Source organism: Desulfocastanea catecholica, from assembly GCF_054657295.1.
Genome location: NZ_BAAHYZ010000005.1, coordinates 48,850 through 71,089, shown reverse-complemented (window position 1 = coordinate 71,089; position 22,240 = coordinate 48,850). Strand labels below are relative to the sequence as shown.

At 53.8% G+C, this 22,240-nt stretch carries 21 protein-coding genes; 16 read left to right on the top strand and 5 right to left on the bottom strand.

Annotated features, from left to right (window positions below; translation table 11 throughout):
- Nucleotides 1–117 precede the first annotated feature (117 nt).
- Nucleotides 118–1,848 carry a 2-isopropylmalate synthase gene (gene leuA, locus ACYQ8U_RS06235; protein WP_459944665.1) on the top strand — a complete coding sequence of 577 codons (1,731 nt, stop codon included), beginning with the start codon at nucleotides 118–120 and terminating at the stop codon, nucleotides 1,846–1,848.
- Nucleotides 1,849–1,898: 50 nt separating this feature from the next.
- Here the strand turns inward: leuA and ACYQ8U_RS06230 are convergent, their stop codons facing one another.
- The gene (locus tag ACYQ8U_RS06230) at nucleotides 1,899–2,051 is read right to left on the bottom strand and encodes a hypothetical protein (RefSeq protein WP_459944664.1); all 153 of its coding nucleotides are present in this window, start codon (nucleotides 2,049–2,051) and stop codon (nucleotides 1,899–1,901) included.
- A gap of 391 nt (nucleotides 2,052–2,442) precedes the next feature.
- Here ACYQ8U_RS06230 and ACYQ8U_RS06225 point away from each other — a divergent pair, with 391 nt between their 5' ends.
- Nucleotides 2,443–3,084, top strand: a complete 642-nt coding sequence (locus tag ACYQ8U_RS06225; RefSeq protein WP_459944663.1) for a CBS domain-containing protein — start codon at nucleotides 2,443–2,445, stop codon at nucleotides 3,082–3,084.
- 49 nt (nucleotides 3,085–3,133) lie between these two features.
- Nucleotides 3,134–3,790: a YkgJ family cysteine cluster protein gene (locus tag ACYQ8U_RS06220; protein WP_459944662.1), complete on the top strand. Its 657-nt coding sequence runs from the start codon at nucleotides 3,134–3,136 to the stop codon at nucleotides 3,788–3,790.
- A 54-nt stretch (nucleotides 3,791–3,844) separates the two neighbouring features.
- Here the strand turns inward: ACYQ8U_RS06220 and ACYQ8U_RS06215 are convergent, their stop codons facing one another.
- From ACYQ8U_RS06215 to ACYQ8U_RS06205, 3 genes are all read right to left on the bottom strand, one after another.
- A complete protein-coding gene (locus ACYQ8U_RS06215) occupies nucleotides 3,845–4,621 on the bottom strand; it encodes an ATP-binding protein (protein WP_459944661.1) in 777 nt (258 codons plus the stop codon).
- A gap of 296 nt (nucleotides 4,622–4,917) precedes the next feature.
- A complete protein-coding gene (hcp, locus tag ACYQ8U_RS06210; protein WP_459944660.1) occupies nucleotides 4,918–6,552 on the bottom strand; it encodes a hydroxylamine reductase in 1,635 nt (544 codons plus the stop codon).
- A gap of 195 nt (nucleotides 6,553–6,747) precedes the next feature.
- The gene (locus ACYQ8U_RS06205; protein WP_459944659.1) at nucleotides 6,748–7,563 is read right to left on the bottom strand and encodes a class I SAM-dependent methyltransferase; all 816 of its coding nucleotides are present in this window, start codon (nucleotides 7,561–7,563) and stop codon (nucleotides 6,748–6,750) included.
- A gap of 122 nt (nucleotides 7,564–7,685) precedes the next feature.
- On the opposite strand from ACYQ8U_RS06205, the gene queC reads away from it, so the two are divergent.
- From queC to ACYQ8U_RS06165, 8 genes are all read left to right on the top strand, one after another.
- Nucleotides 7,686–8,405 (top strand): 7-cyano-7-deazaguanine synthase QueC, encoded by a 720-nt coding sequence (gene queC, locus ACYQ8U_RS06200; protein ID WP_459944658.1) that lies wholly within the window; start codon nucleotides 7,686–7,688, stop codon nucleotides 8,403–8,405.
- Entirely contained in the window at nucleotides 8,398–8,754 is a 357-nt protein-coding gene (locus tag ACYQ8U_RS06195) for a 6-pyruvoyl trahydropterin synthase family protein (RefSeq protein ID WP_459944657.1), read from the top strand. The genes queC and ACYQ8U_RS06195 overlap by 8 nt, the downstream gene beginning before the upstream one ends.
- A complete protein-coding gene (queE, locus tag ACYQ8U_RS06190; protein WP_459944656.1) occupies nucleotides 8,751–9,479 on the top strand; it encodes a 7-carboxy-7-deazaguanine synthase QueE in 729 nt (242 codons plus the stop codon). Before ACYQ8U_RS06195 ends, queE begins: the two co-directional genes overlap by 4 nt.
- Nucleotides 9,480–9,589: 110 nt before the next feature.
- Nucleotides 9,590–10,057 (top strand): preQ(1) synthase, encoded by a 468-nt coding sequence (queF, locus tag ACYQ8U_RS06185; RefSeq protein WP_459944655.1) that lies wholly within the window; start codon nucleotides 9,590–9,592, stop codon nucleotides 10,055–10,057.
- Nucleotides 10,058–10,082: 25 nt separating this feature from the next.
- Nucleotides 10,083–10,778, top strand: coding sequence for a TolC family protein (locus ACYQ8U_RS06180; protein ID WP_459944654.1), 696 nt, complete (start codon nucleotides 10,083–10,085; stop codon nucleotides 10,776–10,778).
- A gap of 129 nt (nucleotides 10,779–10,907) precedes the next feature.
- On the top strand, nucleotides 10,908–11,273 hold the full coding sequence (locus tag ACYQ8U_RS06175) for a translation initiation factor Sui1 (RefSeq protein WP_459944653.1): 366 nt from the start codon (nucleotides 10,908–10,910) through the stop codon (nucleotides 11,271–11,273).
- A gap of 10 nt (nucleotides 11,274–11,283) precedes the next feature.
- Entirely contained in the window at nucleotides 11,284–11,478 is a 195-nt protein-coding gene (locus ACYQ8U_RS06170) for a YwbE family protein (protein WP_459944652.1), read from the top strand.
- Between the two features lie 100 nt (nucleotides 11,479–11,578).
- Nucleotides 11,579–12,481: a HEAT repeat domain-containing protein gene (locus tag ACYQ8U_RS06165; RefSeq protein WP_459944651.1), complete on the top strand. Its 903-nt coding sequence runs from the start codon at nucleotides 11,579–11,581 to the stop codon at nucleotides 12,479–12,481.
- 69 nt (nucleotides 12,482–12,550) lie between these two features.
- On the opposite strand, the gene ACYQ8U_RS06160 is transcribed toward ACYQ8U_RS06165, so the two are convergent.
- Nucleotides 12,551–12,748 carry a heavy-metal-associated domain-containing protein gene (locus tag ACYQ8U_RS06160; RefSeq protein ID WP_459944650.1) on the bottom strand — a complete coding sequence of 66 codons (198 nt, stop codon included), beginning with the start codon at nucleotides 12,746–12,748 and terminating at the stop codon, nucleotides 12,551–12,553.
- 402 nt (nucleotides 12,749–13,150) lie between these two features.
- Here ACYQ8U_RS06160 and ACYQ8U_RS06155 point away from each other — a divergent pair, with 402 nt between their 5' ends.
- The 5 genes from ACYQ8U_RS06155 to ACYQ8U_RS06135 all read left to right on the top strand — a co-directional run bounded on the left by ACYQ8U_RS06155 (nucleotide 13,151) and on the right by ACYQ8U_RS06135 (nucleotide 22,064).
- Complete coding sequence (locus tag ACYQ8U_RS06155) at nucleotides 13,151–14,500, top strand: TolC family protein (RefSeq protein WP_459944649.1); 1,350 nt, start codon at nucleotides 13,151–13,153, stop codon at nucleotides 14,498–14,500.
- Complete coding sequence (locus ACYQ8U_RS06150) at nucleotides 14,497–15,846, top strand: efflux RND transporter periplasmic adaptor subunit (protein ID WP_459944648.1); 1,350 nt, start codon at nucleotides 14,497–14,499, stop codon at nucleotides 15,844–15,846. Before ACYQ8U_RS06155 ends, ACYQ8U_RS06150 begins: the two co-directional genes overlap by 4 nt.
- Nucleotides 15,847–15,876: 30 nt before the next feature.
- Nucleotides 15,877–19,050, top strand: a complete 3,174-nt coding sequence (locus ACYQ8U_RS06145) for an efflux RND transporter permease subunit (protein WP_459944647.1) — start codon at nucleotides 15,877–15,879, stop codon at nucleotides 19,048–19,050.
- 48 nt (nucleotides 19,051–19,098) lie between these two features.
- The gene (locus ACYQ8U_RS06140) at nucleotides 19,099–19,614 is read left to right on the top strand and encodes a hypothetical protein (protein WP_459944646.1); all 516 of its coding nucleotides are present in this window, start codon (nucleotides 19,099–19,101) and stop codon (nucleotides 19,612–19,614) included.
- Nucleotides 19,615–19,790: 176 nt separating this feature from the next.
- Nucleotides 19,791–22,064, top strand: coding sequence for a heavy metal translocating P-type ATPase (locus tag ACYQ8U_RS06135; protein ID WP_459944645.1), 2,274 nt, complete (start codon nucleotides 19,791–19,793; stop codon nucleotides 22,062–22,064).
- Nucleotides 22,065–22,240: the final 176 nt, after the last annotated feature.

Sequence of the window (22,240 nt, the reverse complement as noted above, 5' to 3'; positions counted from 1 at the left end):
GAGGAGGAGTTGTAGTCTGCTGTAAAAAACTCAAGACACCCTCAAAGGCCACGGTTTTTCAACCGTGGCCTTTTTTTTTGAACTTATCGGACGGACAGAACGTATCGAGGAGAACATATGAAACCGGAATTAGTAAAAAAATATCGCCCTTATCCACCGATCAATTTACCGAACCGAACATGGCCTGAGAAAAAGATAGAAAAGGCGCCAATCTGGTGCAGCGTTGATCTGCGCGACGGTAACCAGGCCTTGATTCAGCCGATGAGTCTGAAAAAGAAACTGGAGATGTTTGCTCTGCTTCTGCAACTCGGCTTCAAAGAGATCGAAGTAGGTTTTCCCTCTGCATCGCAGGTGGAGTTTGATTTTACCCGGCTGCTTATTGAGGAAAATCTCATTCCGGAAGGGGTGTTGATTCAAGTCCTCACCCCGGCAAGGGGCGAATTGATCAAAAAAACCTTTGCATCAGTGAAGGGCGCCAGAGAAGTTGTCGTTCATCTGTACAATTCCACATCGACGCTGCAGCGAAGAGCAGTCTTTAAAATGAGCAAAAAAGAGATAATCAGTCTCGCCGTGCAAGGCGCTGCTTTGTTCAAGGAGGAAGAAAAGAAATATCCGGAAACTGTTTTCAGGTATGAATATTCCCCCGAGAGCTTCACCGGAACCGAGTTGGCTTTTGCCCTGGAAATCTGTGAAGCGGTGATGGGCGTTCTCCAGCCAACCCCGGAAAATAAGGTGATTATTAATCTGCCGGCAACAGTCGAGTTGTCAACGCCAAATATATATGCCGATCAGATCGAATGGTTCTGCCGCAACATGGCCAAGAGAGATTTGGCGATTATCAGCCTGCATACGCATAATGACCGTGGATGTGCTGTCGCCGCCACCGAACTGGCATTGATGGCCGGCGGCGAGCGGGTGGAAGGGACGCTGTTCGGTAACGGTGAGCGGACCGGGAATGTGGATATCCTGACGCTGGCATTGAACATGTTTACCCAGGGCGTTGATCCGGGACTGGATATCAGTGATATTAATAACCTGATTGAGGTCTATGAACGGATCTGCCGCCTGCCGGTCCATCCGCGTCACCCCTATGCCGGAGAACTCGTCTATACGGCATTTTCCGGTTCGCATCAGGATGCAATAAACAAAGGAATGCATGAATATGAGACCAGTGAGTCAGGTGAATGGGCTGTGCCCTATCTGCCGATAGATCCGTCGGATGTCGGCCGGACATACGAATCGATTATTCGTATCAACAGCCAGTCAGGCAAAGGCGGCATAGCCTATGTGCTGGAAAAAGATTATGGTTTCAAACTGCCGAAAGCCATGCAGCCGGAATTCGGCAAGATTATTCAGGCAGTTACCGACCGAGAGGGAAGAGAACTGATGCACAGCGAAATTCTCGAAACTTTCGAGAACGAGTACCTTTCCTTATCCCATCCATACGAGCTTGAATCGTTCAATGTAGTCAAGCGGCATATCAGCAAAGGAGAGAAGAAGTCACAGGCGGACGTCGAATGCACGCTGCTGGTACATGGCCGGGAAATGACTGTTTCGGCCTCAGGTAATGGACCTCTGGACGCTTTTTGTTCAGCCTTGAAGAGGGAAATCACTGGAGATTTTACCCTTACCAGCTATCATGAGCATGCTTTGAATGGTGGTTCGAGTGCAAAGGCGGCAGCGTACATTGCCATTGAAGCGCCAGATGGCGCGGTGAGCTGGGGGACGGGAGTCGATACGGATATTATTATTGCTTCGATAAAGGCCGTTCTGAGCAGCTTGAACCGGTTGGAAAAATACGCGCGGGACTCGAAGGTGGCTGAGATGGCTGAGGTCGCTGTGAAATGATCCCCGAAATGAATGGGTGATTGTTTCTTTTTTTGTCGGTGGTCGCCCATTCAGTATTTATGACCGGCAATGAACTGAGCAATGGTGCTTCTGCTGAGAAACAGTGCCGATAAAATGTGGCTGTCGATCTTCAGGGCCGGTATCATCCGGATGCCAGCCTTCCAGCTTTGCTGCGGAGCCGACAGGACATCTATTTCCTGCACCTGTATTTCCGGATCAGCGGCGCTTATTTCGCGTAAATATTTTCCGGCTAAATGACAGCGTGGACATAGCGTTGATTTGTACAGAGTTATGAGCATTATATTGTAAATACGGCTGAACAATTCGAGACGGAAACAGACATCTGTCTTTGATGAAAAAAGTTTCAAAGCCCCGACTATAGCTACCCTTCAATTTTTTCACAACCAAAGACTGCGCAATTTTTATTGTGCCGGGGCATGAAAAAACACCATTGACCATTAAATGATATTTTTACTTTTCTCGGCATTTTTTAGAATTCGGTATGCTATACTGTCAACTGGGTGGATTGTTCTACTGGGGAAGGAAGAGGAAAATAAATCGTAAAGGGCCGGCTCTGTCGGTAAGGGTAGCATTATGTATATTTCAGAATATATGACGTCCGGACCGATGACCATATCTTCCGCTGTTTTACTTCCGGAGGCCAGGCGGATGCTCAATGAATATAACATCCGCCATCTGCCGGTGGTCGACGGGGACAACAGACTTATCGGTATTGTTTCCGACAGGGATCTGCGCTCGGCATATCCGTCATCCGTAACCTCAAGAGCGGAAAAACTGCTGGCTTTTGAACAGGTAGAAAAAACCACGGTTGCCGATATGATGACCACCTCGTGTTCTACCCTCGGACCCGAGGCGACCCTGGACGATGCACTGGTGATCTTTGACCGAGATAAGGTCGGCGGGATTCCAATTGTCAGTGAAGACAACGTCGTGCTCGGCATTTTCTCGCTCCTTGACCTTACCGCAGCCTATCGGAAGATGTTCGGCGGCGCTGAAGAAGGGTCGATTTTCATCGGCATTAAAGACGATGATCGCGAGAACATCTTGAGCGAAATTGTACTGTTACTTGAACAAAACGGCATTCTGCTCAGCCGATTGATTCGACTGGTTGAAAAAAATCAAGTGACAAAAATATTTATGCGGGTACATAGCCAAAAACCGGTAGAGGTGTATAAACTTCTTCGGTCAAAAGGTTTTATCTTTCTGGAACCGTAGATGGTTTGCAAGAGATTGCCGGATCGAAAGCACACTTCCGAGGAAATCCATGACAACTGAACAGGTAGCGTGCAGGAAATGCGGCAACTGCTGTAAACAGGGCGGGCCTGCTTTGCATAGCCAGGATCTTGAACGTATTAAAAGCGGCAAAATTCCAGTGAGCGGCCTGATCACCTTCCGGAAAGGGGAGTTGGCATCTAACCCGTTGACCGGAAAAATTCAGCCGGTTGCGGTTGAACTGGTGAAAATTGCCGGTACCGGGCGACAATGGGCTTGCTGCTACTATGACGCAGAGTCGGGTTGCACCGTGTATGCAGACAGGCCCCATGCCTGCCGGGTGCTCAAATGCTGGGATACCCGGGAACTCCTGGCTCTCGTCGAAAAAGATACCTTAAGCCGCTGCGATATCCTTGAGATCGGGGATCCCCTCGTTGCGGCGATAAGGGAACATGAACGCATCTGTCCCTGTGATGATTTAGGCTGTGTTCAAGCCAACTTCGGCCGGCTGTCGGAGGAACAGAAAAATGAACTGGAAAAACGGGTGCGCGCTGATCTGCGCTTTCGCACCAGGGCCATTGGTGATTTTCAGTTGAACGTCAGGGAAGAGCTGTTCTATTTTGGCCGGCCGCTCTTTCAATTGCTGCAGCAGTTAGGTGTCCGTATTTTTGAGACGCCGGCAGGAATTCACCTGAGCTGGGATAAATAACGCATTCCGGCCGGAACACTTGCCGCCCGGAATGCGTCACACCCCTTTCCCTTCCTACCAGGTCTTTCTCGACAGCTCTTCCCCTCTGGTGGAAATGGTAATCTGCTCCACCGGAACTGCCTTGCCGGCTCTTTCGATCGCTTTCTGGACGATGACGTTCATGGCGGAACAGCAGGGAACCTCCATTATCAAAATCGTCAGGCTTTTGAGATTACAGGTACTGATAATTTCGGCAAATCTCTGGATATAGCTCTCCGCGTCGTCAAATTTAGGACAGCCCATCATCACCGTCTTGCCGGTCAGGTAGGTTGCCTGGAAATTTCGAGCCGCCACTGCCGTGCAGTCCGCAGCGATCAGCAGATCGGCGTTCTGCAAAAAAGGCGCGTTGGCGGGGATGAGACGAATCTGTACCGGCCAGTGGGTCAGTGCCGAGCTGCCCGCGTTGTGTGCCGGGATCTGTGTTGGAATATTGGCCGACTGACATGACGAACCGCCGACCGGGGGGGCGGTTTTAAACGACTGGATATGGGTTGAGGCGCAGCCGCAATCCATCATTGCCGGCTGTGGCGCGGCAGCCTTTTTCTTTTCTGCCGCAAGGTAGGCCTCAACCGCATCTTCGTCAAATTCGTCTGCTTCGCGTTTGATAACCTTCAACGCTCCGGTCGGGCAGGAACCAAGACAGGCGCCCAGGCCATCACAGAGTTTGTCGGCGACCAGTCTGGCCTTGCCGTCGATAATTTTCAAGGAACCTTCGGCGCAATCGGGTACACACTGTCCGCAACCGTCACATAATTCTTCATCTATTTGTATAATATTTCTTACTGCTTTCATATTGGTATCCTCTCGTTCGGGTGATGATTGAGGTCGTTTGTAACTGATGCGCAAGCAAGGATGTTTTCCATTCCTACCCTGGATGTGCGGCAATCAGCAGCCTATGTCTCTATAATAGCACAGGCGGCCGGGAAATCTTTGATCTGGGTCAAATAACCTTTTTTATAGTGCAAAAAATATTCTCTGTATTTCATGTTGTCAAAGCGGTGAGACGGACACGGGTGTTGTGCAAACATAAAAAAGGCGCGGTATCGTAATCGATACCGCGCCTTGTCGCTCTTGCCGGGTAAAAACTTTTACCCGAGGATGGCCTGGAGGTCCTCCTCCGGGGTCGCCGCGATAGGCTTACAGGCAAAGTTTTCCACCAGAACGTTCAGCACGTTTGGTGAAATAAAGGCGGGCAGCGAGGGTCCGAGGCGGATATCTTTTATGCCGAGACTAAAAAGGGTCAGCAGGATAACCACGGCCTTCTGCTCATACCAGGATAACACCAGTGACAGCGGCAGGTCATTGACACCACATTCGAAGGCACCGGCCAGTGCCACGGCAATCTGGATCGCCGAGTAGGCATCGTTACATTGTCCGACATCGAGAAGGCGGGGAATGCCGCCGATATCGCCGAGTTTCTTGTCAAAGAACCGGAATTTGCCGCAGGCAAGGGTCAAAATCATGCAGTCTTCAGGTACTTTTTCGACGAATTCGGTGTAGTAGTTACGACCGGGCTTGGCGCCGTCACAGCCGCCGACCAGGAAGAAATGACGGATTGCTTTGTTTTTCACCGCGTCGATCACCTTGTCGGCAACCCCAAGCACGGTATTGCGGGCAAAGCCGACCAGAACACTGCCCTTGTCGCTGTCTGCCGCAAAACCGGGTAATGCCAGGGCACGGTCGATGACCGGAGTGAAGTCTTTGTCCTCGCCGATATGCACGAGGCCGGGCCAGCCAACCAGACCGGTAGTAAAGACGTTCGCTTTATAGTTGTCGGCGGGCTTCTGGATGCAGTTGGTGGTGAAGAGAATTGCCCCGGGGAATTGCGGAAACTCCTTGTGCTGATTCTGCCAGGCGGTTCCGTAATGGCCATAGAAATGGCTATACTTCTTCAGTTCAGGATAGCCGTGGCAGGGCAGCATTTCCCCATGGGTATAGATGTTGATACCTTTCCCTTCGGTCTGTTTCAGCAATAATTCCAGATCTCGCAGGTCGTGGCCGGATATCAGGATTGCCTTGCCGGCTTTGGCGCCAAGAGGCACTTCCGTGGGGACTGGATGACCGTAGGTGCCGGTGTTTCCGGCATCGAGCAGTTCCATGGCCTTCAGGTTCACTTCGCCGCATTTCAACGCCAGGCCAACCAGCTGTTCGAGGTCCTGGCCGCTTTTGGTCAGCTCCGCCATGGTCTCATGGACGTAGGTATAGACTGCATCGTCTTCCTGACCGAGAATGGCGGCGTGATCGCCGTAGGCAGCAAGGCCGCGCAGGCCGTAGACGGTGATCTGTTTCAGGGAGCGAAGGTCCTCGTTATCGTCGAGCTTGTGCATGAAATCGAGCGCTTCCCCCTGGGCGGTGAGTCCTTCGAGAGTCGACGATGGGGTAAATGATGCAGCAGGTGCATCAAAGTCGACCGTGCCGCCGGCAGCAAGCACCTTTACTTTTAACGCGTCGCGTAATTCGACGGTTTTATTGATCCAGTTCTGGAAGCGAAGCGGGTCAAAATCGACATTGGTCAGACAGGAGAAAATCGCTTCAAGGCTGAAACGGTCTATGGCGTTGTCGATGAGACCAACCTTTCTCCCTGCTACTGCCACCAGTGACAAGCCTTGAACGGCATAGGTGAGCAGATCCTGCAGTGCTGCAACATCACCTGATTTTCCACATACACCAATTTTGGTACAACCGGTTCCCTGGGCAGTCTGCTCGCATTGATTACAAAACATACTATTCTCCTGTGACAAGTTTTTTAGTATTCGTCGTTCGAATACCGTTGTTCGAAAACTTCTGCTATGAAGTGAGCTGATTAACAACGTGTGCAATCGAGGAACCGGGAAAGGCATCCCTCAATCAATGTTGAAGAGAGAATACACAATAAACGTTTTGCTCTCTTTGATATAGGTCAAAAAACATAATTTTTTTTATGGCAGGGTGAGGGGCACGATACAGATTGAGGAATTTCCTTTTTTTTCATACCGGCCACCGGAATAGTCACCATACATAGACATCGGGTTAAAACCGGCTTTTTGAAAAAAATCAAGCCATTGATCGGCAGAAAAGCCGGCCACGGTGTAGATGGAATGCCAGTCTTCGTTGGCCGGGCCTGCCGGCATCGGCCGGACCCGGAAGCGTTCTTCGATGCGCACTGCCTGCGCCTGCGGATCGTATTGTTTCACAATTTCCTTGATGATTTTACCGCCTCCCGGTCGATCAAACATCTGGAACTGGAAGGTCTTTCTCCGGCCAATGAAGTCCTCCGTCGGAATAAACAGCTGGACCAGCAGTGTGCCCCCCGGTCGCAGAAAACTTCTGCAGCCGTTGAGGCAGGCGGTGATTTTGTCCGCCGTGCCGAGCAGATTGAGGGTATTGTAGGGGATGAGGATGACATCAAAGAGGATGGCAAAAGCCGGCTTGACCATATCCATGCAGAGGTAGCGGACAGAGCCCTCGCCAGGATGTCGCCTTTGACTAGCCCGTTGCAGCATCACCATGGAGATATCCATGCCGATGACAAAACGATTAGTCTCTTTTTTTCCTGCCAGCCTGCGGGCGATGCGGCCGGTGCCGCAGCCCATTTCCAGGAAGGTGCCCTGGCGCGGCAGCAGCGGTTCGAAGAAATTGATATCCGCCGCATAGCTCTCCATTTCAAGGGCATAGAAGTCGCAGGCCAGCTGTTCGGGCAAGGGCAGAAAGATATCCTCCGGCTCATCACCATAATCTTCATAGATGGTTACCATATACCTCCAGCTGTGGTAAAAAGAGTTTACAAATTCCACCTAAAATTGCTATAGATGCGCCTCGCAGTTGAGACACCATACCGGTCGCGGACCTACCCGGTCAATAAAACAAGGACGAAAAAATGAAAACTATTGTTATTTGTTCCGGCGGACTCGATTCCGTCACCCTCGCCCATAAAGTAGCGGCCGAGAACGAGCTGCTCGGGCTTGTTTCCTTTGATTACGGCCAGCGCCACAAGAAAGAACTCGATTTCGCCGAAAAATGTGCCGACAGGCTCGGTACCAAACATCAGCTCATTGACATATCTCCTCTCGGTGCGATGCTCTCTGGCTCTGCCCTCACCGATGACATAGGTGTTCCGGATGGGCACTACGCCGAGGAAACCATGAAGATCACCGTCGTGCCGAACCGCAATGCCATCATGCTGGCGATCGCCTTTGGCATTGCCTCGGCACAGGGCGCCGACGCGGTGGCGGCGGCGGTGCACGGCGGAGATCATTTCATTTACCCTGATTGTCGCCCGGCCTTTATCGAGTCGTTTCAAAACATGCAGAATTACGCGCTGGATGGTCAGTCGCCCATCAAACTGTATGCACCGTTTGTCACCATAACCAAGGCCGATATTGTTTCGATAGGACAAGGCCTGGCCGTCCCGTTTGCCATGACCTGGTCCTGTTACAAGGGCGGGACAAGCCATTGCGGTCGCTGCGGTACCTGTGTCGAGCGCATCGAGGCCTTTGCTCTTGCTCGCGTGGCTGACCCCACCGAATACCTCGATGGCGAATATTGGCAAACTGCTGTCGAAAACAGCAAAAAACAGCGGGGTGGCCTCAATGTATAGAATAGCCAAGGAGTTTACCTTCTCCGCCTCGCACCAACTGCTCCGGTTGGCCAAGGATCATCCTTGTGCCCGGCTGCACGGTCACAATTACGTCGTTGAAATCGAGTTGTCCTGCCAAGAATTGAACAATCATGGTTTTGTCCGCGATTACCGCGAATTGAACGCTTTTAAAGACTACCTCGATGAAGAGATTGATCATCGGCATCTCAATGATATCTTTGGCAGTGACCAGGTCACCGCCGAATACCTGGCGAAACAATTCTATGACTGGTGCCGGGGGCGCTGGCCCGAAGTGGCCGCGGTGCGGGTAAGCGAAACGCCGAAAACCTGGGCGGAGTATCGGCCATGAACGTGGCTGAAAAAATCTGCATCTGTGAGATCTTTGGCCCCACCATCCAGGGAGAAGGAGCCTGTATCGGCATGCCGACAATATTTGTCCGTACCGGCGGCTGTGATTATCGCTGCAGATGGTGCGATACGCTCTACGCCGTAGAGCATCGCTACCGGAAAGATTGGAGCGAAATGTCGGCAGCGGAGATCCTGGCAAAGGTTCATGCACTCTCCGGGGGACATCCCCTCATGGTCTCCTTGTCCGGCGGCAATCCGGCCCTTCAGCCGTTGGGCGGCCTGCTGGCCCTGGGTAAATCCTCGGGTTTCAGCTTCGCCCTGGAAACGCAGGGCAGTGTCGCGCAGCGATGGTTTGCCGAGCTTGACCTGCTGACGCTCAGCCCGAAACCACCTTCCAGCGGTATGCCAACCGATCTGCAGAAATTGCAGGACTGCGTGGCGGCTGGTGCCGGAAGGGCAGCGACATCCCTGAAATTTGTTGTTTTCGATGAAGCCGATTATCGCTATGCCCGCGAGGTAGCCCGAGGTTTTCCCCATCTGCCGGTGTATCTGCAACCCGGTAATTTTACCCCGCCGGGTGACGGAGGTGAACTCCCCGCCGATGCGACCACTGTCAACTCCCGGATGCTCTGGCTGGTCGAAAGGGTACTTGCCGATGCCTGGTTTGCCGCACGAGTCCTGCCGCAACTGCATGTGTTGCTGTGGGGCAACAGGCGCGGGGTATAGCCGCCGGCCCTATTATCCCGTCTTCTGTCCCGCCTGTTCGGGGAGGCGGATTGGGTAAACTCTTAAAAGTCGAATTTCAAGATGGCCCGATCACAATGAAGGAGAAGAAAATGAGCCAGCAGACAGTCTATACTAATCTGACCCAGCTGGGTGCACCGGTAAAATTGCCGGAAAGTCCGGAACAGGCGGTGCTGGAGCGGGTGGTTAATCCACAGCAGGGCGTGTCGTATCTGGTGCGTTTTACCGCGCCGGAATTTACCTCCCTCTGTCCTCTTACCGGCCAGCCGGATTTTGCGCATATTATGATTGATTATGTACCGGGAGAATGGTTGGTTGAGAGTAAGTCCCTGAAACTGTTCCTTGGATCGTTCCGTAATCATGGCGCCTTCCATGAAGAGTGCACCATCGCCATCGCTCTCCGACTTATTGCCTGCCTGCAACCGCAATGGCTGCGTCTTGGCGGCTACTGGTATCCCCGTGGCGGTATACCGATTGATGTTTTTTATCAGACCGGGGAGCCGCCCAAGGGGCTGTGGATTCCAGAGCAGGGCGTTGCCCCGTATCGTGGACGAGGATAGGCAGGGTAGAGAAAAGAATCCTGGCTTGTCTTCTGTTTACCGGGTGGAGCGGCTGACCGTCAATATTGCCGATATCGTCAAACGCGGGGAGCTGGTCGGTGAACTCGATAACGGCGAAAACATTCAGGCGGTGGCCCTGGCCCGTGCCGATCTGCGGGAGGCACATCTGCGTCTGCAGCAACATCGGCTGGAGACGATTGTCACGAAAAACGGCCTTCTCCCTCGGCTGGAATTGTTTATGAATCTGGGAAAAACCGGCTATGGTGATTCCTTTAGCGATTCGCTGCGGGAAATTGATGGTGACAGCTATGACCTGAGGGGTGGACTGCGTTTCAGCCAGGCGCTCGGTAACCGGGCGGCTGAAGCCCATAACCTGGCGTCCTACGCCAGAGAAAAGCAGGCGGTGGAGGCAGTCGCCAATCTTCGCCAGATCGTCCATCTTGATGTATGCCTGGCCGTCAACGAGGTTGAACGGTTGCGCCGGCAGATCGATGCCAGTCGGGCGACGCGTGTTTTCCAGGAGCTGACGACGAATGCGGAAAAAGAACGTTTTGATGTTGGTGCCGACACGGCACTGCAGGTCGCCCAGGCACAGCGGGACCTGTTGTCCACCCAGATTGCCGAAGTGGAGGCAATTGTCAACTACCGCATCGCTCTGGTGCAACTCTACCAGGCCGAGGGCAGCCTGCTCGATCGTCGGGGCGTCCAGGTGCGCTGGTAGGAAGGTGTTTGCCGCAGCGACCATAGAAAATATCTCGGTGCAATGGAAGCCCTGTTGCGCGTATTTTTTTAGGAAAGTAAAAGGAATCTGGTTATACTCTCTCTTATTTCTCTTGTGGTACAGGGTGCAATGGCAAAATCAAAATCCAACATACATCCAACGGTGTACTCCACGGCTGATGGCAGGATCTGCCCGGCCTGCGCCAAACCGGTAACCGGTTGTGTCTGTCGTCAGCAAAAAGCCGCTCCGGCAGGCGATGGGGTTGTCAGGATAGGGCGCGAGACGAAGGGGCGAAAGGGCAAGGGTGTAACGATAATTTCCGGAGTGCCTCTTAATGCAGCGGAATTGTCGGTATTGGCCAAGGAATTAAAGAAAAGATGCGGATCCGGTGGTACCGTCAAGGCCGGGACCATTGAAATTCAAGGCGATCACCGTGACATGCTCTTTGACGAGTTACAGCAGCGTGGCTGGCGGGTAAAACGCTGCGGGGGATAATGGGGATAATATGGATGGGAGAAAGCGGGCTGATATCAAACCCGGCGCCGAGGTGGCGATTGTCCTGAAAAAGGATCAGCGAACAGGGGCAAAGACCCAGGGGCGAGTAAAGGATATCCTCACTAAATCGCCATCGCATCCACATGGCATCAAGGTGCGCCTGGAAAGCGGCGAAGTCGGCAGGGTGCAGGAGATTTTGTCTTAACCGGGCAGGTAAAGATGGAGTTGTCCAGATTGGGGTCTGGGCCCTTTCAACGCTGGAATACTCGACAAGATTTTAACTTCAACAGGAGAACGTGACAATCATGACAAGATCCTTTCCGCAGGTTTCGGCCGTCATTTTTTTCAGGGTTTTATTCTTTGTCACATGCTGTCTCGTAATAACCTGTCGTCCAGGTGGTGCCGCGACCGAGGTGCCGGAAAAAACATCAACTCTGCACATCACTTTTCAAGATGAATTGATTTCTGCAGACCTTGTCGATGCGCCGCTTGTTGAGGTATTGCAGCGGATAAAAGAAGAGTTTGGCTTTAAAGTAAATATTCACGGTGATGTCAATGAACGGCTTACCCTGTCATTTTCCGATCTTCCCCTGGACAAATGTCTCCGACTGCTGACTGTCAACCAATCCTTGTCGGTGGTGACGGAAGCGCCTCCGAGAACCTCGAAACAGGAGGAGGCCAGGCGCATAACAGAAATATGGGTTCTCAGCCGCAGTGCGATTACCAAGTCCATGCGCAGCACCCCGGCCGCACCGATGCCGGCATCACCTGGCCCCACTGATACCATGGCGGTTCCTCGCGAGGATTCTTCGGAACAGCCGGAGGGGGCTGGGGAGGAAAGCGTTTCTGTGGAAGAGGTATTGAATAATCCGTTTGCCGAGAGATCGCAGCAGCAGCAAGCTATTCAGGAACTGGCCAACAAGGGTGATGACGAATCTGTGCGGGCACTGGCGTCATATCTCGGCAATGAGGACAAAGAGGTGCGTCAATTGCTGGTAAACGGCATCGCCTCGATTCAAAATGCACAATCGACGCAAATTCTCGGGCAGGTGATCCAGGATGAATCTGATCCGGAAATCCGTAAGATAGCTTTGTTGGCATTAGGTCAGAGAAAAGATGACCAGGTCGCCCAGGCTTTTTTGCAAAAGGCCCTGGACGATGCTGACGAAGAGGTGAAAACCCTGGCCGATCAGTTACTTACGCAATAACAAGTTGTACTGAAAGCGAATTGCAGCAGAATGCTGATATTTCCCGCCCAGTGCCGGCTTGTTACAAAATTATTCTCCCGGTTCAAAACCGATTTTCTTGATGGCGGCTCTGATCTCCTCGCGGGGAACATCGCTGTTTGCAAAGGTGGCCTCTCCCGCATCAAGGTTGACCGTCACCTGTGACAGACCGGCAATCTCTTCCAGGGCTTTTTTCACTGAACCGACGCAATGCTGGCAACTCATTCCTTTAATTTTCAAACTTTGCATTATTTTTCTCCAGAGTAAAGAAGGTAGTTTTTCCTCTCAGCCACTGTAACCATTTCACCTATAATTGCCACGGTGTATTGTTGCCACTATGTAGTATGTGTCGTATAGTCTTTGGCCAGGTGAGACTCTGCGGATATTGTATCTTACTCTTGTTCTTTGCTCATTTGATACATTTCCCACGGCTCTGCTGGAAGCCTGTGCGAGACAATCGGGAAACAGGATTGAAAGACCACCGTATTTACGGCCATGAAAGAATGTGTCGCGAAAGAATGTGTCGCAGTTGGTTATTTTCTGCTTATTCTTTTTGATACAGTTTTTACATTTACCGGATTGATCTTCTGATCAGCCCTTGCCTGTAACCTCATTTTTCCGGCAAGCTGTTGTGTCGGAGGGGGAGTGAAAATGAAAACGATATTGCATCGACAGCTGTGTTTCCCTCCCCTGCATCGCGTCGTCAGGGCCGAACAAAATAGATGTGCATCGTTTATCCGCAGATGGTTCATGGCCGCTTTTTTTCTCTTGCTGGCCTCGCTTACCAGCGTGTATGCGGCTGGCGAACCATCGAAACTGACCAGTCTCATCGACGAGGCATACCGCAACAACCAGGAGCTCCTCAGTATGGAGGCGAATGCCCAGGCGCTTCGGGCCGAGGCGCCTTTTGCCGGCTCCCTGCAGGACCCGGTGGTCGGCATTGCCTTACTGAGCGTTCCCGTCGACAGTTTTGCTTTTGACCAGGAGCCGATGACCCAGAAACAGCTGTTTGCCTCGCAGAGGTTTCCCTGGTTCGGCACCCTCGATCTTCGTCAGCAGGCCAGTGAACTAAAAGCCCTCGAAGCCGATTTTCAGGTGCAGGGCAAGCGACTGGAGATAGCCCGGAGCCTGGCCGGAGCCTGGTATGACCTTGGTTTTATCCATAAAAGCCGGTCGACGAATGACAACCTGAAGGCCCTGGTTACCCAGGTCCTTCGAGTCGCCGAGACCAGATATGCTACCGGCAAGGGGCTGCAGCAGGACATTCTCGCCGGCCAGGTACAGCACTCCGAGCTTATCGACGAAGGGGTAACTCTGGCGAGCCGTGAACGGGTCGTTCGTGCCGGGATCGGCCGTCTTCTCAATAGAGGTGATTTTTTCGCGGAGGATGGTCCGGTGGCCCTGGATGACCCCGGTGAGATTCCCCCCCGCGAACTACTTGGCCGGATCGCCTTACAGTTCAATCCGCTCGTTCAGGCGAGAAAGACGGCGATCGACCGGGCCAAAGTCGATGTCCAGCTGGCGGAGAAGGCCTATCTGCCGGATTTTGATCTGCGCCTCGCCTATGGCCAGCGTGAAGATCGTCCCGATTTTCTCTCGGCGACGGTGGGCATAACCGTGCCCCTCTGGCAGTCCAAACGTCAGGACAGTCAACTCGCCGCCGCTGAAAAGCGTCTCATCGCCGCGCAAAAGTCGCTGCTCGGACTCAACCAGACTCTGCCGCATACAATTGATCAGGCACTGGCGGAAATCGACGCGGCAAGAGAAAATCACCGGCTGTTTCGTGAAGCCCTGTCCCTGCAGGCGGCCCATCTGGCCGATGCCTCGCTGGCCGCGTATTCGGTCGGCAGGGTCGAGTTCAACACCATGCTTTCCGCCCGGATCCGTCTGTTACGCATTGAACTGATGGCGGAAAACTACAAGTATCAGCTCTATAAGAAAGTGGCGGAGCTGGAAGAGCTGATCGGCACGAATCTGTCTTCTCTAAAGGGGGTACAATGAACCACCTATTCACGGCATTGATTACCGCCTGTGTTCTTTTTACGACAACGTTGTCGGCGACCGCGGCAGGGCTGAAGGCGGGGGATGTCGATCCGAAAACCGGCAAAGTCATCAAGTACTGGGCCGCGCCGATGGATCCTACCTATATCCGCAATGAACCTGGAAAATCCCCCATGGGTATGGACCTGATCCCGGTGTATGAGGAGGAAGATGGCGAGAAGCTGCCTGCATCGACTATTAAAATCGATCCGGTAACTGTGCAGAATATGGGCGTCCGGACGGCGGCGGTGCAACGGATGGAACTGAAGAAATCGATCCGGGCCCTGGGCACGGTGACCTACGATGAGACAAGGATTTATGCCGTCAATCTTAAATTCGATGGCTGGATCGAGAAGTTGTATGTCGATTTCGTCGGCGAAAGCGTGACCAAGGGGCAACCCCTCTTTGAGATTTACAGTCCGGAACTGGTCACCGCCCAGGAGGAGTATCTGCTTGCCCGTGCGCAGGCGAAAAGCCTCGCGGACAGCAGCTATCCAAGTGTGCGGGAAAATGCTGCCAGGCTGCTTGGCGCAGCCCGGCAGCGTCTGCAGTACTGGGATCTTGAGAACGCGCAGATCAGGCAGCTCGAGAAAAAGGGTGAGGTGAGAAAAAATCTGACCATCTATTCCCCGGCAAACGGTGTGGTCATTAAAAAGGATGCCGTTGCCGGCCATTTTGTCAAGGCCGGCATGCACCAATATGAAATAGCCGATCTCTCCAGAGTCTGGGTCGATGTCGAGGTGTACGAATACGAGCTGCCCTTTATTCGAAAAGGGATGCCCGCCGATATGGAATTGTCCTATCTGCCGGGTAAACGGCTGCAGGGAACCGTTCTTTTTATCTATCCTTTTCTCAATCCCAAGACGCGTACGGTGAAGCTGCGGCTGGCCTTTGATAACCAGGAAGGGCTGCTGAAACCGGATATGTACGCCAATGTGTATATCGAATCGCTGATCGACCCGGCAGCGCTGGTTATTCCCCAGGAGGCGGTGATCGATTCCGGCCTGCGCAAGGTGGTCTTTGTCGCTCAGGGTGCGGGCAAATTTGCACCGCGCCCGGTAAAGCTCGGGCTGGAGGGGGAGAACAGCACGTTTCAGGTGCTGGAAGGGTTGCAGGAAGGCGACAATATCGTCACCTCGGCGCAGTTTATGTTCGATTCCGAATCCCGCTTGCGTGAAGCGATCCAGAAAATGCTCGAAGCCCGGACCGGACAGTCCACGGAACTCTCGACAGAAGATCTCGACATGAGCGATATGTCAATGGATGACAGTGATCTCGACATGAGCGATATGAAGATGGATAACTGATTGCGACACGGATGACGGGAGAGGATTGTTATGATTAAGGCAATAATTGAATATTCCCTTCGCAACAAACTTCTGGTTCTGCTGCTGACCGTCTTTGTCGTGACCGCTGGAATTCTGGCTATGTTGCGCATCCCGCTCGATGCGATCCCGGATCTGTCCGATGTCCAGGTTATCATCTTTACCGAATATGCCGGACAGGCACCCCAGGTGGTCGAGGACCAGGTCACCTATCCGCTGACGACGGCCATGCTGGCGGTTCCCTTTGCCAAGGTGGTGCGCGGCTATTCCTTTTTCGGCATGAGTTTCACCTATGTCATCTTTGAAGACGGCACGGATATGTATTGGGCGAGAAGCCGGGTGCTCGAGGCGCTGAGCTCGATGACCGGCAGGCTGCCCGGCGGGGTTTCACCGAATCTTGGACCGGATGCCACCGGCGTTGGCTGGGTTTTTCAGTATCTGGTGGAAAGCGATCGTCACGATCTGCAGCAGCTGCGTTCCATCCAGGACTGGTTTCTGCGCTATGAACTGACTAGTGTTCACGGGGTTGCCGAGGTGGCGTCGATCGGCGGTTTTGTCAAACAATACCAGGTGATCGTCGACCCCAATAAGCTGCTGGCCTATAATATTCCCCTGCAGAAGGTGCGTGCAGCCATCCAGCGTTCCAATAACGATGTCGGCGGACGGCTGGTGGAAATGGGTGAAACCGAGTTTATGGTCCGGGGACTCGGTTATATACATTCCACGGCGGATCTGGAAAATATCCCGCTTGGTGTCGATCGGGGGACACCGGTGCTGTTGAGAAATGTGGCGCGGGTGGCAATCGGCCCCGAGCTGCGCCGTGGACTGCTCGACTATAACGGCACCGGGGAGGCGGTCGGCGGGATTATCGTCATGCGTTACGGCGAGAACGCCCTGGCGGTCATTGACAGAGTCAAGGAACGCCTCGAACAGATCAAGTCCGGTCTGCCGGAGGGGGTGTCCATTCGCCCGGTGTATGACCGCTCGGCTCTGATCCTGCGGGCCATCGATAACCTGAAACGCACCCTGCTTGAAGAGATTCTTATCGTTGGCCTGGTGTGCATCGTCTTTCTCTTTCATATGCGCAGCGCCCTGGTCGGCATTATCACCCTGCCGATCGGGGTACTGATTTCTTTTATCATCATGGAACGACAGGGCATCAACGCCAATATCATGAGTCTCGGCGGCATCGCCATTGCCATCGGCGTCATGGTCGACGCGGCCATCGTCATGGTGGAAAACGTCCATAAACATCTGGAACAGGACAAGGGCAGAAAAGACCACTGGGAGATCATCCGCGAGGCCTCGATAGAGGTCGGTCCTCCCCTGTTTTTCTCGCTGCTGATCATTGCCGTCTCCTTCTTACCGGTCTTTACCCTGGAGGCCCAGGAGGGACGAATGTTTCGTCCGCTGGCCTACACCAAAACCTATGCCATGATGGGTGCCTCACTGCTGGCCATCACCCTGGTACCGGTACTCATGGGCTATATGATCCGCGGTAGAATCATGCCGGAGCACCGGAATCCGGTGAACCGTTTTCTTATCTGGATCTATCATCCGATCATCAAACTGGTCCTGAAGGCCAAACTTCTCGTGGTGCTGCTCGCCGTCGCAGCACTGGTCGCCGCCTGGATTCCCTACAGCCGGATGGGGACGGAGTTCATGCCGCCCCTCGATGAGGGGGATCTCCTGTATATGCCGACAACCCTGCCGGGTATCTCCATTACCAAGGCCCGTGAGCTGCTGCAGCAGACGGACAGGATTATCAAATCCTTCCCGGAGGTTGATAATGTGACCGGCAAAGCCGGCCGGGCCGAGACGGCAACCGATCCGGCGCCGCTGTCGATGCTGGAAACGATCATCACCCTGAAGCCGCAGTCGGAGTGGCGTGCCGGCATGACCACCGAGAAACTGGTCGATGAGATGGATAAGGCCATACAGTTTCCCGGGCTGACCAATGCCTGGACAATGCCGATCAAGACCCGGACCGACATGCTCTCGACGGGTATTAAAACTCCGGTCGGTCTGAAGCTGATGGGCGATGACCTGCAGACCCTTTCCGAGATCGGCGAACAGGTCGAGGCGGTCATCGGCGAGGTTCCGGGAACGGCCAGTGTCTATGCCGAGCGGGTCACCGGCGGGAATTTTCTCGATTATAAAATAAACCGGGAGGAGGCCGCCCGGTACGGCCTGACCGTCGGCGATGTGCAGGATGTCATTATCACCGCCATCGGCGGCATGAATGTTACCTCGACAGTCGAGGGGCTGGAGCGGTATCCGGTCAACCTGCGCTATGGCTCGGAATTGCGCGATACGCCGGAAAAACTCAAGCGCATCCTTATTCCCACGCCCGGCGGGGCACAGATTCCGATTACCCAGGTGGCGGAGATCGATATTCATAAGGGCGCTCCGTCGATCAAAAGCGAAAACGCGCGGAAAAATGCCTGGGTCTATGTGGATATAGCCGGAGGTGATGTAGGCGGGTATGTCAAACGGGCGCAGCAGGCTGTCGCCGAGAAGGTCAAGCTGCCGGCGGGGTATAGTATCGTCTGGTCCGGACAGTATGAATATATGGTCCGGGCGCAGCAGAAAATGAAGGTCGTCGTGCCGGCCACCCTGATTATCATCTTCCTGCTCCTCTACCTTAATTTTAAAAATATTACCGAGAGCCTCATCGTCATGTTGTCTGTTCCCTTTGCCCTGACCGGGGGGCTGTGGTTGATGGATTATATGGCCTATAACATGAGCGTTGCCGTGGCCGTCGGCTTTATTGCCCTGGCCGGGGTGGCGGCGGAGACCGGGGTGGTGATGCTCATCTATCTCGATATTGCCTATCGGGACTATCGGAAAAAGTACGGCGATTCCTTCTGCAGGCTGCATCTGAACATGGCCATCGAGCAAGGCGCGGCACTGCGGGTTCGACCGAAGATGATGACGGTTGTGGCGACTATGGCCGGCCTTATGCCGATTATGTGGAGCAGCGGCACGGGATCCGAGGTGATGAAACGGATTGCCACTCCCATGGTTGGCGGCATGGTCAGTGCGACTGTCCTGACCCTCGTCGTTGTTCCGGCGATTTACGGTATCTGGAAGGGCATTGGCCTGCCTAAGAATCCTCCCGACACCGAGGAGGAGAAGAACAAAACAGCAAAAGAACCGGGAGATGGTATTGCTCTCTGTGAGTAAGGACGGAGGTACACCTCTTCATTATAAAAAACAACAAAGGTGAAAATCATGAAAAGAACAATAATGATGTTTGCTCTGTGCAGTGTTTTTCTGATCGGCAATGCACTGGCCATGGATAACAAGAGCGATGAACACTCGCAGCATGGCGTTCAGGCGGCAACGGATCCGGTCAAGATGGAATCGATGGACCACGGCACGATGGATCACGGCACGAGTATGGATGGCGGAACCTTCAAACAGACGGTAATGGTTGACGGAATCCATGCCGAATTCCAGATCATGGAACTGGCCGCCATGCAGATGACCGATCCCGAGGGGCGGACCCATCATATCATGGCTTCGTTTATGAAGAATGACGAGAAGATCGTCAAGGCCGTCGGCAAAGTCAAACTCATTGCCCCGTCGGGAAAAGAGCAGCTGGCCGACCTGAAAGACTTTGGCAGCGGGGTCTTCGCCGCCAATTTCACCATTGACGAACCAGGGAAGTGGGGGGTGATCTGTCTCTTTAAAGATGCAGACGGGAAACATACTGCGAAATTCTGGTATGAGCACGGCATGAGGTAGGCAGTCCCTGCATATGGTTCATAGGTCCCCAGAGATGTAACCGTCTCCGGGGATAGGGTGCACGATAGGCACCGCATTGATTCATATGGGGAGATGTTTATCTTGAGTAGGAATCAAGGCGGTGTTTATCATCTGAATATTGACCCTTAAAATCCCTTTGCAGAATTCTCTTGATTATGGCCATAGAAAACTTTGAAGCGAATATAAAAGGAATGCATTGTGCGGCCTGTTCCAGTCGTATTGAACGAGTGGTGGGCAACCTCGCGGGGGTCAGCCGCTGCTCGGTGAATCTGGCCACGGAAAAGGCGCAGATCGCCTATGACCCGGAGGCTATTGCTGTCCCTGACATAGAACAGGCAATAGTCGGTCTTGGTTTTTCCGCCGAGGCGGCAACGGCGGACAGCGATGACTCGGCTGATGCACAGGACGCCGCTGATCGGCTGCAGGCGATGAAAAAGAGTCTTTTTCCTGCTTTTATTCTGGCACTGCTCATCATGTGTCTGTCGATGGCCCATATGATCGGCATTACCCTGCCGGACAACCTTCATCCTGCGCATGCTCCTTTTACCTATGCCACCATCCAGTTCCTGCTGCTGCTGCCCGTTCTCTACCTTGGCAGAAATTTTTATCTGAACGGTATTCCGGCACTGCTGCGCGGGGGACCGAACATGGACTCTCTGATCGCCATCGGAACCGGGGCGGCCTTTGTCTATTCCACCTGGAATCTGGTGGAAATCGGTCTGGGAATCGATGCTGTCGCCCGGGCCCATGACCTCTATTTTGAATCGGCGGCGATGTTGATTGCCCTGGTCTCTCTGGGCAAATATCTCGAGGCCAGGTCGAAGGCCAGAACCACCGATGCCATCAGACAGCTGATGCAGCTGGCCCCGGAAACGGCCACGCTGATCGACGAGAACGGCCAGCGCCTGGTGGCGGTGGCGGAGATACGGGTTGCCGACCGTATTCTCATCCGGCCCGGGGAGCGGATCCCGGTCGACGGGACAATTATCGACGGAGAATCCGCCGTTGACGAATCGATGCTCACCGGCGAGAGCATGCCGGTGGCAAAACGCCCAGGCGACACGCTTTTTGGCGGGACGCTGAACAAAAACGGGGCCTTGACCATGGAGGCCATTAAGGTCGGCCGGGACACCATGCTTGCCCGGATCGTCAAACTGGTGCAGGATGCCCAGGGGACAAAGGCGCCGATTGCCAGCCTTGCCGATCGCATCAGCCTCTATTTTGTGCCGACGGTAATCGTCATTGCCTCTGCTTCCGGCTTGAGCTGGTTCTTTATCGGTGACGCCGAGTTCAGTTTCGCCCTGCGAATTTTTATCGCCGTGCTGGTCATTGCCTGTCCCTGTGCCATGGGCCTTGCCACCCCGACCTCGATCATGGTCGGCACCGGCCGCGGGGCGCAGCTCGGTGTCCTGGTGAAGAGCGGCGAGGTACTGGAACTGGCCCAGAAGGTGAGCTGTGTGGTCTTTGACAAAACCGGTACGCTGACGCTTGGCCGCCCCGAGGTCACCGACATCCGCCCCTTTGCCGGATACGACGAAACCACGCTGTTGAGCCTTGCCGCCGGTGCCGAGAGCCGCTCGGAGCATCCTCTGGCCGAGGCGGTTATTGCCGCCGCCGAAAAAAGTGAGTGTCCCAGAGCCGAGCCGCAGTCTTTTTCGGCGACTCTCGGCCGAGGCATCGGTTCGTCTCTTCTGCTGAGTGGGAAGAGACACGATGTTCTTTTAGGCAATGTGGAATTTTTCACGGAACAGCAGATAGCGGGTTTGTCCGAACAGGTGCTGAAAGAGGCCGGGGAGTTGTCCGATATGGGCAAGACCGTGCTCTATCTGGCGGTCGACAGGACGCTGGCCGGCCTGCTGGCCATTGCCGATCCGCTGAAGGAGGAGGCAAAAATAACCATCGGTCATCTGCAGGCAATGGGCCTCAAGGTGGTCATGCTCACCGGGGACAATGAGAAGACCGCCCAGGCCGTTGCCCGTCAGGCAGGGATCGACAGGGTTGTCGCCGGTGTCCTGCCGGATAACAAGGAAGAGGAGGTTGTCCGTTTACAGCAGGCCGGGGAGGTGGTGGCCATGATCGGTGATGGTATAAATGACGCACCGGCGCTGGCCAGGGCTGATGTCGGCATGGCCATGGGCACCGGCATCGATGTTGCCATGGAGTCGGCCGATATAGTGCTGATGAACGGCCATCTGGCCGGGGTCGGCCGAGCCATTGGCCTCAGCCGGGCGACCATGCGCAATATCCGCCAGAATCTTTTCTGGGCCTTTGCCTACAATGTCGTCGGGATTCCGGTGGCGGCCGGTGTTTTGGCCATTTTCGGCGGACCAACGCTCAATCCGATGATCGGCGGTGCCGCCATGGCACTCAGTTCCGTTTCGGTGGTCACCAATGCCCTTCGCCTCAGATGGTATCAGCCTGATACATAATATTGCCGTGTCGCTCTGGGGTTAAAGGAATATGTGTGTTCTTCTTTGCTGCAGGGATAAAGCATCCGTAGCGGTGCAGTGGGTGGCCAAAAAAATCTTGACACCGCTGGAAATATAGCATACTTAAAATAGTATTCATTTATTGTATACACTATGCAGGTCGTTTGGCCGATAAG

Excerpts from the sequence above, each read along its gene's own strand:
- ACYQ8U_RS06140 (WP_459944646.1), top strand. The coding sequence starts at position 19,099 with ATGAAAAGAACAATAATGATGTTTGCTCTGTGCAGTGTTTTTCTGATC.
- queF (WP_459944655.1), top strand. The coding sequence starts at position 9,590 with ATGAGCCAGCAGACAGTCTATACTAATCTGACCCAGCTGGGTGCACCG.
- ACYQ8U_RS06220 (WP_459944662.1), top strand. The coding sequence starts at position 3,134 with ATGACAACTGAACAGGTAGCGTGCAGGAAATGCGGCAACTGCTGTAAA.
- ACYQ8U_RS06145 (WP_459944647.1), top strand. The coding sequence starts at position 15,877 with ATGATTAAGGCAATAATTGAATATTCCCTTCGCAACAAACTTCTGGTT.
- ACYQ8U_RS06150 (WP_459944648.1), top strand. The coding sequence starts at position 14,497 with ATGAACCACCTATTCACGGCATTGATTACCGCCTGTGTTCTTTTTACG.
- ACYQ8U_RS06135 (WP_459944645.1), top strand. The coding sequence starts at position 19,791 with ATGGCCATAGAAAACTTTGAAGCGAATATAAAAGGAATGCATTGTGCG.
- ACYQ8U_RS06165 (WP_459944651.1), top strand. The coding sequence starts at position 11,579 with ATGACAAGATCCTTTCCGCAGGTTTCGGCCGTCATTTTTTTCAGGGTT.
- ACYQ8U_RS06160 (WP_459944650.1), bottom strand. The coding sequence starts at position 12,748 with ATGCAAAGTTTGAAAATTAAAGGAATGAGTTGCCAGCATTGCGTCGGT.
- ACYQ8U_RS06215 (WP_459944661.1), bottom strand. The coding sequence starts at position 4,621 with ATGAAAGCAGTAAGAAATATTATACAAATAGATGAAGAATTATGTGAC.
- ACYQ8U_RS06225 (WP_459944663.1), top strand. The coding sequence starts at position 2,443 with ATGTATATTTCAGAATATATGACGTCCGGACCGATGACCATATCTTCC.
- ACYQ8U_RS06205 (WP_459944659.1), bottom strand. The coding sequence starts at position 7,563 with ATGGTAACCATCTATGAAGATTATGGTGATGAGCCGGAGGATATCTTT.
- hcp (WP_459944660.1), bottom strand. The coding sequence starts at position 6,552 with ATGTTTTGTAATCAATGCGAGCAGACTGCCCAGGGAACCGGTTGTACC.
- ACYQ8U_RS06170 (WP_459944652.1), top strand. The coding sequence starts at position 11,284 with ATGGATGGGAGAAAGCGGGCTGATATCAAACCCGGCGCCGAGGTGGCG.
- ACYQ8U_RS06175 (WP_459944653.1), top strand. The coding sequence starts at position 10,908 with ATGGCAAAATCAAAATCCAACATACATCCAACGGTGTACTCCACGGCT.
- queC (WP_459944658.1), top strand. The coding sequence starts at position 7,686 with ATGAAAACTATTGTTATTTGTTCCGGCGGACTCGATTCCGTCACCCTC.
- queE (WP_459944656.1), top strand. The coding sequence starts at position 8,751 with ATGAACGTGGCTGAAAAAATCTGCATCTGTGAGATCTTTGGCCCCACC.
- leuA (WP_459944665.1), top strand. The coding sequence starts at position 118 with ATGAAACCGGAATTAGTAAAAAAATATCGCCCTTATCCACCGATCAAT.
- ACYQ8U_RS06155 (WP_459944649.1), top strand. The coding sequence starts at position 13,151 with ATGAAAACGATATTGCATCGACAGCTGTGTTTCCCTCCCCTGCATCGC.
- ACYQ8U_RS06195 (WP_459944657.1), top strand. The coding sequence starts at position 8,398 with ATGTATAGAATAGCCAAGGAGTTTACCTTCTCCGCCTCGCACCAACTG.